This is a genomic window from Streptomyces sp. SJL17-4, assembly GCF_036826855.1.
Taxonomy (GTDB): domain Bacteria; phylum Actinomycetota; class Actinomycetes; order Streptomycetales; family Streptomycetaceae; genus Streptomyces.
Window position 1 is genome coordinate 3,531,016 of record NZ_CP104578.1, and the last position, 11,770, is coordinate 3,542,785.

4 protein-coding genes and 3 pseudogenes are annotated in these 11,770 nt (G+C 73.5%); 3 read left to right on the forward strand and 4 right to left on the reverse strand.

Going from position 1 to position 11,770, the window contains the following annotated elements:
- Nucleotides 1-23: 23 nt before the first annotated feature.
- The 4 genes and pseudogenes from N5875_RS15465 to N5875_RS15480 all read right to left on the reverse strand — a co-directional run bounded on the left by N5875_RS15465 (nt 24) and on the right by N5875_RS15480 (nt 9,652).
- The gene (locus N5875_RS15465) at nt 24-1,787 is read right to left on the reverse strand and encodes a serine/threonine-protein kinase (RefSeq protein WP_338494374.1); all 1,764 of its coding nucleotides are present in this window, start codon (nt 1,785-1,787) and stop codon (nt 24-26) included.
- Between the two features lie 135 nt (nt 1,788-1,922).
- On the reverse strand, nt 1,923-5,108 hold the full coding sequence (locus N5875_RS15470) for a protein kinase (RefSeq protein ID WP_338494376.1): 3,186 nt from the start codon (nt 5,106-5,108) through the stop codon (nt 1,923-1,925).
- Nucleotides 5,109-5,266: 158 nt separating this feature from the next.
- Nucleotides 5,267-7,729 (reverse strand): annotated as a pseudogene (locus tag N5875_RS15475) (serine/threonine-protein kinase).
- A 220-nt stretch (nt 7,730-7,949) separates the two neighbouring features.
- Nucleotides 7,950-9,652: pseudogene (locus N5875_RS15480) on the reverse strand (glycerol-3-phosphate dehydrogenase/oxidase).
- Between the two features lie 270 nt (nt 9,653-9,922).
- Here N5875_RS15480 and N5875_RS15485 point away from each other — a divergent pair.
- The 3 genes and pseudogenes from N5875_RS15485 (at nt 9,923) to N5875_RS15495 (ending at nt 11,745) form a co-directional block, all read left to right on the forward strand.
- Nucleotides 9,923-11,162: pseudogene (locus tag N5875_RS15485) on the forward strand (nucleotide sugar dehydrogenase).
- 68 nt (nt 11,163-11,230) lie between these two features.
- Nucleotides 11,231-11,431, forward strand: coding sequence for a hypothetical protein (locus tag N5875_RS15490; protein WP_318208734.1), 201 nt, complete (start codon nt 11,231-11,233; stop codon nt 11,429-11,431).
- Nucleotides 11,428-11,745 (forward strand): type II toxin-antitoxin system PemK/MazF family toxin, encoded by a 318-nt coding sequence (locus N5875_RS15495; protein WP_318208733.1) that lies wholly within the window; start codon nt 11,428-11,430, stop codon nt 11,743-11,745. Before N5875_RS15490 ends, N5875_RS15495 begins: the two co-directional genes overlap by 4 nt.
- Nucleotides 11,746-11,770: the final 25 nt, after the last annotated feature.

An 11,770-nucleotide genomic window follows, 5' to 3' on the forward strand; every position in this document is an offset into this window, starting at 1 on the left:
CCGAGCCGGAGATTCTCACCGGGTCAGTCGCCCGGCGCCCGCCAGTGCTGGAGAACGACGTCGAACTGCTCGCGGGTGGTCGCCCAGCTCGACTCGGGAGACGACATGTAGATCGCGTACTCCGTGCCGTCATCGGTGTAGTACATGAGGTCGATCGCGTGCCGCGGCCCGGGGAAGTCCCGCTTCTCCGTCCAGGTGAACTCCCACAGGCTGGAGCGGACCTGGTCGCGATAGGTGGTCTGGCCGAGCTTGACCCGGGTGTACTCCATCCGCTTCGCGACGATGCGCTCCAGGTCGAGCGCGTGCATGTACGGGTTCTCGAAGTCGGGGTTCGGGTCGACGTTGATCCGGATGCGGTGGCGGCCGTTGTCCGGGGTGTAGTCGATGTTGTCGCCCTCCGTCTGCCGCTTCCAGCCCTTCGGCACGACGAGGCTGAAGCCCTCCGGGTCCTCGACGCGGTGCCAGCCGTCCGGGATGTCGCTCCGGGTGCCCTGGGTGGCGGTGGTGGGGGCGGGGCCGGTGGCCGTGGTGCGTCCGCCGTCGCCGCCGCGGTCGCCACCCGCGTAGTTCATGGCGGCGAAGACGGCGCCGCCCGCGACGAGGCCGGCGAGCAGCGCGGCCAGGACGGCGGTGCGCCAGCTCCGGCCACGGCCGGAGCCGGAGCCCGATCCGGACCCGGAGCCCGAGCCGGAGCCCCAGCCGGAGGCGGCGGGGCCGGCGGACGGCGGCACGACGGTGTGCGGCACGACGGTGGGCGGGGAGGACTGCCCCTGGGGCCACTGGGCGGAACCGGACGGCGCCGAAGCGCGCGCCGTGCCCGTCGGCCCCGGGCCGTCGGGCTCCTCCCCCAGCGTGACGAGGTCGTGGCCGGAGACCGAGCCGTCCCCGGTCGGGTCCAGCTCCTCCCGCACCACCCGCTGGGTCGGAACGTACGCCTGCGCCGCCGCCGGCGTACGCCCCTCCATGGCGTCGAGCAGCATCCGCCCGGCCTCGTCGGCCTGCGGCCGCTGCGCCGGGTCCTTGCGCAGCAGGGCCACGATGACGGGGGCCAGCGGCCCGGCCTTCTCCGGGTACGGCGGCTCCTCGGCCACCACGGCCTGCATGGTGCTGATCGGGGAGGTACGGCGGAACGGCGAGGTGCCCTCCACCGCCGTGTACAGGGTGGCGCCGAGCGACCAGAGGTCGGAGGCGGGACCGGGGTCGCCGCCCCGCACCCGCTCGGGCGCCAGATAGTCGATGGAACCGACGAGTTCGCCGGTCCGGGTGATCGTCGCGTCACCCTCGATCGCCGCGATCCCGAAGTCGGTGATCAGGACGCTCCCGTCACGGGCGAGCAGGACGTTGCCCGGCTTGACGTCCCGGTGCAGGACCCCGGCCGCGTGCGCGGCGCGCAGCGCACCGAGGACGTGCAGACCGATCCTGGCCGCCTCGTGCGGGTCGATCGGGCCCTTCTCCTTGGCGGCGTCGGCGAGCGAGGGACCGTCGACGTACTGCATCACGATCCACGGCCGGTCGTCGTGCTCCAGGACGTCGTGGACGGTCACCACACCCGGGTGCGTGATCCGCGCGGCGGCCCGCGCCTCCTTCTGCGTACGGGCGTGCAGCACGAGGCGGTCGGCCTCCGCCACGAACCGGCCGGCCGTCAACTCCTTCACCGCCACGACGCGGTGCAGCACCTCGTCGTGTGCCCGCCAGACCTTGCCCATGCCGCCGCGTCCGATGGACTCGCCCAGCCGGTAGCGACCGGCGAGCAACAGCCCCGTGCCCGTGCTCTGAGAATGTTCCACTTGCCCCCGCCCGTTCCTTCGGATGACAGGTTACGGAGGGGGTACGGGTGGCGGAACCTCGGGGCGCCCATAGGAACAGCACTGTGACCAGGGGCCGATGGGCATTCCGGGCACCCCCTCCCCACACGGTCCCGCTCAGCGGCCCGGACGGAACGCCTTCGTGGCCTCGTCGAAGATCTCGGTGACCTTCTTGGTCCGGTCTTCCGGGCCGATGACCTGGACGACGTGGTACCGGCCGGCGTCGATCAGGGCGAGGTTGCGGACGAACACCTGACGGCCCGTACTGTCCAGCCACCAGTAACTGCCCGTGGCCGTCGCCGTCGTACCGATGTCGACCCGGCGTGTCTCGTCCGACCGCGACCAGCTCGACCCCCGGAACGGCTCAAGCTCGCGCTCCTTGGAGTTCTGGTACTCCAGCGGGTCGGAGCCGTTGTCGGCGACGCTGTCGCGGCCGGGGACGACGATCATCGTGAAGTCGCCGCTGGTGTAGCGCACTTGCCCGGCGTCGTTGATCGGACTGCGCCGCCATCCGTTCGGCACCCCGATCCGGAACCCCTCGGGGTCCTGCCGCACCGTGTACCCGGCGGCGAGGGCCGGAGCCGAGGGATCCGCGGCGGGCGGAGTGGTGCGCGGGGTGGCCGGCGGTGCGGAGGTCGGCGGTGCCGTGGTCGGCGCCGTCGTCGCGGACGGAGGGTTCGCGGATGCGGTCGTACGCGGGGTCTGGCCGGCCGTGGGAGTGGTCGGCGCGGTGGGCTGCTCCCCGTCGCCGGGCATGAAGAGGACGGCGTACGCGACGGCCCCGCCGAGGAGCAGGAAGACCAGGACCAGGAGCGTACGGCCGAGGGCCTGCGGGGAGCCGGGAGGCCGAGAGGACGACGGCCGGCCACCGCGGGGCGCCTTGGTCGCGCGGGGAGCTCTGGGCGTCCTGGGTGTTCTGGGTGTTCTGGGTTCTCTGGGTGTTCTGGGTTCTCTGGACGCGCGCTGGGGGATCTCCTCGTGGAACGACTCCTGGTAGTCCTCGCGGTACTCCTGGAAGTCCTCGCGGACGTCCTCCCGGGCATCGGCCCGCACGGGGCCCTGGGCCGGGGGGCGCGGGTCCTTGCCGCGCTTGTGGCGGTGACGGCCCGCGCCCGCTCCGCCGCGCCGACGGCGCACGAGCTCACCGCGCCGGCGCACGATCGGCAGCCGCTTCTCGTCGAAGGACGGCAGCGGTACGACTCCGATGCCCGCCTCGGGCTCCGGAGCCGAGCGCACGAGCGAGCGCAGCCAGCCGCGCAGCTCCTCGAAGTCGGGGCGTTCGGTGGGGTCCTGGCGCAGCAGGGACTCCACGACCGGACGCAGCGGGCCGCACTCCTCGGCGAAGGCGGGCGGCTCCGCGCAGACCAGCTGGACGAGTTCGGCGGCGCTGTCCTCGGGGTAGGGGGCGTGGCCCTGGACAGCCCGGTAGAGGAGTGCGCCGAGTGCCCACAGGTCGGTGGCGGGGCCGATCGGAGGGGCGAGGCGCCAGTTCTCGTGGACGGGGCCTGCCTGTTCGGGTGCCCAGCGCTCGGTGACGGCACCGACGACCGCGATCCGGGTCTGCCGGGCCCGCTCGGCGGCGAGCCGGGTGGTGGGGCCTCGGTCCGACTGGGCCTGGGCCTGGGCCTGGGCCGGGATCCTGGCCGGCTCCAGGGCCTCCTCCCGGGCGCCGGTGGGAACCGGGAGCCGGGCGGGGTCCGGGGTCGCGGCCGTGTAGCCGGCGGGCAGGGCCGGGCGGCCCGAACCGGGCAGCACGGGGCCCCGGGCGGGACCCGAACCGCCACCGGCCGGGATCGGCGGGGAGCTGTCCCGCGAGGCGTGCGGGCCGTCGCTCCAATTGCCGGCCAGCATCACGCGCGGCGGCGGACCCGCCTGCGGACCCGCGCCGTACGGCTCGTCGCCGTCGTCCTCGTCGTCCTCGTCGTCGTCCGCCACCCGCGCCCACCACTGCGGCTCGGGCGCACCCGCCGCCTGCGCGGTCGGCGCCGGGGGCGGCTCGGGCGGGTCCGCCGGCGCGGGGCGCTGTACGGGCAGGGCGCCGGTCTCGCCGAGCTTGGCCGCGGCACGCGCACCGGCGCGGTAGGCGGCGATGGCCCCGGCGCGGGCGGCCCGTACATCGGCGGTGGGCGGCACGGGCGCGGGCTGGGTCTCGGCGGCGGGCGCCGCCGGCAGCGCCCGGCCGTAGGGGTCGGTGCCGTAGCCGCCGGGGGCGGTTCCGTAGGGGGGCGGGGTGGGGTGGTCGGGGTCTTCCGGGGCGGGTTCGGTGGCGTACGGGGCGGGTTCGGGGACGTGCACCTCGTCGCCGTAGCGATGTCCATGGCCGTATCCATAGCCGTAGTCCGGCATCGACTCCGGCTCCGGCTCCGGCTGCCAGGCCGCGCCTTCGGCCGACGCCTCTACCGGATCGGCGGCCGACGCCTCTGCCGACTCGTCGACCAGGTCGTCGTCGCGTTCATCAAGGAGGTCATCGACGAGGTCATCGACCAGTTCCCCGACGGGTCCCTCGACGTCGTCCGTCCCGTACGGGACGTGCCCGTCGCCCTCCTCGTAGACCTCAGCCTCGTACAGCTCGGAGCCGTAGACCTCGGAGCCGTACTCCTCCGCGCCCCGCTCCTCCGCGCCGTACTCCTCGGAGCCGTACCCCCCGCCTCCGTGCTCCTCCCCCGGCGCCTGCCACGCCGTCGCGTCCGGCTCCGACTCCGGTACGGGCGGCGCGTACCCGCAGAGGGCCTCCTCCGCGGCGCCCACCGCGAGGCCCGTGAGGACCACCCGGCCGTCGTCGCAGACGAGCACGGTCCGGGCCGTGATGTTCCGGTGCACCCAACCGTGGGCGTGGAGCGCGCGCAGGGCGGTGAGGACGTCGGCGCCGATCTCGGCCGCGCGGTAGGGGTTGAGCGGCCGCTCCGCGAGGAGCGCGGCCAGCGGTCGGGCCGCGATGCGTTCGCTCACTATCCAGAGCGAACCTGCCTCCGCGAAGACGTCGAAGACCTGGTCGAGCAGGGGATGGTCGGGGATCTGCGCGGCCGCCTGGGCCGCCTCGATCGCCCGGCGTACGACGGGCTCGGCCGGGCGGCGGGTCGCCCGGCCCGCGGCGCCGTAGGGACCGGCCGGGCCGCCCTCGCCGTCGAGCACCTCGGCGTCGACGAACTCCGGCAGCGGCACCTGGCGGACCAGGACCTCCTGCCCGCTGAACGTGTCGAAGGCGCGCGTCTCGGCCGGGTCGTACGCGTCCGTCTCCGCGTCCGCCGGCGGCAGCGGCAGGCGGTAGCGGTCCGCGAGCACCCTTCCCGCGTAGTCGTCCACGACGCCTCCCCACGCGCGCACGCTGTCCCCCGTCGACCCGCGGATCCCCGGGATCGGGCGGGATCACGCGAGTCCGACAATTCCGGTCCGGCAGCGTGCAGTTATCGGCTCTGTTCGGCTGCGTACGGTCCTCGAACTCTCACGATACGTGCCGCCGGTCAGTCCTTGGGGCTGAACGTGGCGAACGCCGTCTCGCGCAGGGTCCTGCACTCCGCGCCGTTCCACTCCTCCGCCTTGCAGCTGATCATGATGGAGTAGCCGTGCTGGGCGTCCACCTTGAAGCCGCGGTTGAGCACATGGACGCGCATGCCCTGCTGGGTGCGCTCGAACTCCCAGTCCGCGACGGTCGGGTAGCCCTTGTAGGAGACCGTCCTGATGCCGAAGTGCTTGTAGTTCTTGCTGGTGGCGGCCACACCGATCTTGCCGAGCTCCCACGCGGCCGCCGCGTTGTCCTTCGGGCTGGAGTTGAAGTCGACCTGGATACGCGGGAAGCCGCCGCTCTCGCTGAATATCCCGCCACCGCTGTAGCCCGGTATCGAGCGGAGCTTGAAGGTGGCGGGCATCGCCATCGAGAAGTGGAAGCGGTCGTTGGTGACGAGGGTGTACCCGGCGGGCAGCTGGGTGCCCGTGCCGCCGCCGGGCTTGCCGGTCGGCGTGGTGCCGGTGCCGTTCGAACCGCCGGACCCCTCTGTGGAGCCCGTGGCACCCGTGGAGCCCGTCGCGTCGTCACCGCCCGTCGACCCGTTGGAACCGGTGTCGCCGGGCTGCGCGCCGCCCTGCTGGCCGGCGCCGCCGGTCGACTGACCCTTGCCGCCGTCCGATCCGCCGGAGCCACTGGAGCCGTCACCGCCGGCGGAGGCGCCGGCCGAGGCCGTGGTGCCCCCGCTGTCCTTGCCCTGGTTGCCCGCGTCGCCGCCCTTGAGGGAGACCGCGAGGATCGTCCCGAGCAGGGCGAGTACGGCGACCGCGGCGATGATCACCAGCGTGCGGCGCGGTACGACGTCGGTCAGCGACGCGCGGGCCGGAGTCGGTCTACCGCCGCCCTGCCGTCTCGCGGCGGCGGCCCCCCGCCGTCCCGGCGGTCGGCGTCGACGAGGCCTTCGGCTCGGCCTTCACGGACGCCGCCGCGTTCCGTACGGACTTCAGGGCACCCCGCATCCGGTCGGCGGACGCGTCGGGCGTCTTGCCCCGGTCGACCGCGGGGGGCACCGGGGGCCGGCCGGGGGGCGGCGGCGGAAGCGGTACGACCCTGGTGACCTCGGGCGAGACCTGGGGCGCCGGTTCGGGCGCGTCGAGCACGGCGCGGAGCAGGACCCGCGCGCGGGCGTCGTCGAGCCGCTGGGCCGGGTCCTTGGCGAGCAGGCCGTAGATGACCTTCTCCAGCTCGGGTCCCGCGTTCTTCGGCGGGTCGACGGGCTCGGTCATCACCGCCGTGAGCGTGGCGATGGCGGAGCCCTTGTCGTACGGCGGGCTCCCCTCGACGGCCGCGTACAGGAGTCCACCGAGCGACCACATGTCGGCGGCGGGTCCGGGCTTGTGGCCGCGGGCGCGCTCCGGCGAGATGTACGAAGGGGCGCCGACGAGCATGCCGGTGGAGGTGATCGAGGGGTCGCCCTCGACCTGGGCGATGCCGAAGTCGGTGAGGACGACGCGGCCGTCCTCGGCGATCAGCACGTTGGACGGCTTCACGTCGCGGTGCAGGATGCCCTCGCGGTGCGCGGAGCGCAGCACGTCGAGGATGGCGAGGCCCACCTCGGCGGCGCGCCGGGGCGTGAGCGTGCCGTCCTCGCGGACGGCGTCCGCGAGGGACTTGCCCTCGATGAGCTCCATGACGATCCACGGACGGTCGTCCTCGTCGACGACGTCGTAGACGGTCACGGCGCCGTTGTTGCGGATCCGGGCGATGGCCTTCGCCTCGCGCAGGGTCCGGGTGATGAGCGGCGCTTCTCGTCGTCGTCGATGCTGGTGGGGAAACGGAGTTCCTTGACGGCGACGGTACGGCCGAGGGTCTCGTCGACCGCACGCCACACCGTGCCCATGCCGCCGCGGCCGAGGATCCCGCCGAGCCGGTAGCGGCCGGCGAGCAGCCGGCCCTCGTTGACCGGGGCCTTGCGCCCCCGGTCGCCACCGGTGCCGCGCGCGGCGGCACGCGCCGGGGGACGGTCGCTCTCGCCGTCACCGTCGCCCGCGCCGAACCCGGCCCGCCCGGTCGACGGCTCGGTCCCCCGCAGCCGCCCGGCGGACGCGTCCTGAACGTCCTTCACGTCCGGACCGCCCGGGGTGTCCTGAACGTCCTTCACGTCCGGGACACCCGAGCCCTTCGGGCCCGCGGCATCCACCGGACCCGCCGCCCTCGTGGGCTTCACCAGGTCCACCGGGTCCGCCTGGTCCGCCGGAACCGCGGAGTCCGCGGGCGTCACGGAGGGCGCGGCCGGTGCTGCGGCTTCCTCCGCACCCCGCTCGACCTGCGCGTTCTTCACGTCCGGTGTGCCCTTCGCGTCGTCCCGCTCCGGCTCACGCGCGGCCGGGACCACTCCTCGGTCGCCGTCGGTCGCGGCCCCCGCGGCGGCGTCCCGCCCGGGGTCCTTCGCCGTGTCCCGCGACTGCTCCGCCTCCGACATGCGTCCCCTCTGCGATCCCTGATCTTCGCCGCGTCTGCCGCTTCCCGCGCGATGCGGTAACCCGCCCTGGAAGAGAGGCCATTGTCCCTCACCTCAGGACGGGTGGCGCCCCCGGGTCCGTACTCCGGGATGACGACGCCGCAGCACACCCCCCAGGTTCCCACCCGCCGTGGGCGACCCGGTAGTTCTTCCGCGGGGCCCGCGCGTACCGGACGTCCTGTCAGATCGGCACGATGTCCGGCGCCCCGAGCCGGGCGGCGTCCGCCGTCAGGTCGTCGGGCTGCCGCTGCGACTCGCGCTCGGCCTCGACCCGCTTCTCGTAGTGCTTCTCCTTCTCGATCTGGTGCTCGTCCCAGCCGAGGACCGGCGCCATCAGTTCCGCGCACTCACGGGCGCTTCGCGTGCCCCGGTCGAAGGTCTCGATGGAGATTCTGGTGCGGCGGGTGAGGACGTCGTCGAGATGCCGGGCGCCCTCGTGGGAGGCGGCGTAGACGATCTCGGCGCGCAGGTAGTCGTCGGCGGCCGGCAGCGGTTCGGCGAGGGTGGGGTCCGCGGCGATGAGGTCGAGGATCTGCTCCGTCAGGGAGCCGTACCGGTTGAGGAGATGCTCGACCCGGACGACGTGGAGGCCCGTGCGCGCGGCGATCCTCGCCCGCGCGTTCCACAGGGCCCGATAGCCCTCGGCGCCGAGCAGCGGGATGTCCTCGGTGACGCAGGGGGCGACCCGCTGGTCGAGTCCGTGCACCGCCGCGTCGACGGCGTCCTTGGCCATGACGCGGTACGTCGTGTACTTGCCGCCGGCCACCACGACCAAGCCGGGCACCGGGTGGGCGACGGTGTGCTCGCGGGAGAGCTTGCTCGTGGCGTCCGACTCGCCGGCGAGCAGGGGGCGCAGGCCCGCGTAGACGCCCTCGACGTCGTCGCGGGTGAGCGGGACGGCGAGCACGGTGTTCACGTGTTCGAGCAGATAGTCGATGTCGGCGCTGGACGCGGCGGGATGGGCCTTGTCCAGGTCCCATTCGGTGTCCGTGGTACCGACGATCCAGTGCCGGCCCCAGGGGATCACGAACAGCACGGACTTCTCGGTGCGCAGGATGAGCCCGGTGGACGAGTGGATGCGGTCCTTGGGGACGACGAGGTGGATGCCCTTGGAGGCGCGGACGTGGAACTGGCCGCGCTCGCCGATGAGGGCCTGGGTGTCGTCGGTCCACACCCCGGTGGCGTTGACGATCTGCTTCGCCCGGATCTCGTACTCCACGCCCGCCTCGACGTCCTGGACGCGGGCGCCGACGACCCGCGCGCCCTCGCGCAGGAAGCCGATGACGCGGGCCCGGCTCGCGGCCAGGGCGCCGTAGGACGCGGCGGTGCGCACGAGGGTGGTGACGAAGCGGGCGTCGTCCATCTGGGCGTCGTAGTACTGGAGGGCGCCGACGAGCGCGTCCTTCTTGAGGCAGGGGGCGACCCGCAGTGCGCCCCGCCGGGAGAGGTGCCGGTGGACGGGGAGGCCGCGGCCGTGCCCGGGAGAGGGGACATCGCGTCGTACAGCGCGACGCCGGAGCCCGCGTAGAACCGCTCCCAGCCCTGGTGCTGGAGCGGGTAGAGGAAGGGGACCGGCTTCACCAGGTGGGGTGCGAGCCGCTCCAGGAGCAGTCCGCGCTCCTTGAGTGCCTCCCGGACCAGGGCGAAGTCCAGCATCTCCAGGTATCGCAGGCCGCCGTGGATGAGCTTGCTGGACCGGCTGGAGGTGCCGGAGGCCCAGTCGCGGGCCTCGACGATGCCGGTGGAGAGGCCTCTCGTGACGGCGTCGAGGGCCGTCCCGGCGCCGACCACTCCGGCGCCGACCACCAGCACGTCCAGCTCGCGCTCGGCCATGGCCGCGAGCGCCTCGGCGCGCTCGGCGGGTCCCAGTGTCGCTGTCCTCACGGCTTGCCTCCCGTCGTCCCCGTCGTTCCCCGTCGTTCCAGCACGCGAACCGGGCCATGTGGTCCGGCTCACAGCTCGATTCTGGCCCTCCCCGGCGACTTCAGCCACCGCCTCGCCACCGACCTGTGGATAACACTCGGCGACCTTCGACCCCACAATGCCGCATATCGGTCATATTTACGCCTAGTCTGACATTGCGCTCGACCCGTTCTGTCCACAGGGCTTGCGCGTCGCGTTCCCTCCGGCTATCGGGAAGGACGGCCCACCCCCATGCCCGCTGATCTCGCCGTCATCGGCCTCGGCCACCACGGACTCCCCCTGGCCCAGGCCGCCGCCGCCGCCGGCATCGACACCATCGGCTACGACACCGATCCCCGCTCCGTCGCCGAACTCGCCGCCGGCCGCTCCCCGGTCGACGGCTCCCTCACCGTCCCGGAGATCCGCCGGATGCTCTCGGGGGCTTCCGGCCGACCGCCAACCCCGCCGAACTCGGCCGGGTCCGCACCGCCGTCCTCTGCGCGCCGACCCCCCTGGGCCCCGACCACGCCCTCGACCTCACCGCCGTCACCGACGCGGCCCGCGCGCTCGCCGCCCGGCTGCGCCCGCACACCACCGTGCTCCTCGAATCCCCGGTCCCGCCGGGCACCACCGAGGGCCTGCTCCGCGACCTCCTCGAAGCGGGCTCCGGCCTGCGCGCCGGACGCGACTTCCACCTCGCGTACTCCCCCGGCCGCCTCGACCCCGGCAGCCGTACGCACGGCTTCGCCGGCACCCCCAAGGTCATCGGCGGCCTCACCCCGGCCTGCACCGAGGCGGCAGCCGCCTTCTACGGCCGGCTCACCGACAAGGTGGTACGCGCGCGTGGCCCCCGCGAGGCGGAGACGGTCAAGCTCCTGGAGACCAACTTCCGGCACGTCAACATCGCCCTGGTCAACGAGATGGCGGTGCTCTGCCACGAACTCGGCGTCGACCTCTGGGACGTCATCCGCTGCGCCGAGACCAAGCCCTTCGGCTTCCAGGCCTTCCGCCCGGGACCCGGGGTCGGCGGCCACGGCGTCCCCGTCGACACCGTCGGCGCCCACCGCCCGCTCCGCCTCGTCGAACTCGCCGGCCAGGTCAACGAGCGCATGCCGCAGTACGTCGTCCAGCGCGCCGCCACCCTCCTCAACGAGCACGGCAAGTCGGCCCGCGGCGCCCGGATCCTGCTGCTCGGCATCACCTACAAGCCCGACCTCCCGGACCGCCAGGGCTCCCCGCCGACGAGATCGCCCGACGCCTGATGGACCTGGGCGCGGCCGTCAGCTACCACGACCCGCACGTCCCCGACTGGCGCGTCCGCGAACTCCCCGTCCCCCGCGCGGACTCCCTCTACGAGGCCGCCGCCCACGCCGACCTGACGGTGCTCCTCCAGCACCACCGCACGTACGACCTCCAAGGGCTCGCGGTGAAGGCCCAACTCCTCCTCGACACCCGAGGCGCCACCCCCACGGGCACGGCCCACCGGTTGTGACGGAGCCGCCCATCGGGCTTGTGCAACATTTGTTGGACGGATGTGCAACACGGCGATAGCCTCGTTGTATGGCGACGACCATAGGGTTCCGGCCCACCGAAGAGGACGACCGCATCATCAGAACCGCGATGCGCGAGGGCGAAGGCACCAGCGACGTGATCCGCCGCGCCCTGCGCCTCCTGGAGCGCGAGGCCTGGCTCACGCAGGCGCGTGCGGACGCCGAGCACCTCGCGGACGAGGACCTGGCCTCGGAAGAGGACGCCTGGTGATCCGAGGTGCTGTCTACCGAGTCGACCTCGGAGACGCGAAACGCGGGCACGAGCAGTGCGGCAAGCGATACGGCCTCGTCCTGAGCCCCAGCTCCATGCCGTGGAGCGTGGCCACGATCGTCCCCACGTCCACGAGCGCCCAGCCATCCGTCTTCCGGCCCGAGGTCGACATCGCGGGGACGCCGACCCGGCTTCTCGTGGACCAGATCCGCACGATCGACGTCCGGTTCATCCACGGCGATCCGGTGCACTTCCTGGACTACAGCGAACTCGCCGTCGTGGAGCACGCCGTGAGCCAGTACCTCGGTCTGTGACACGACAGCGCCCCCCGGGTACGAG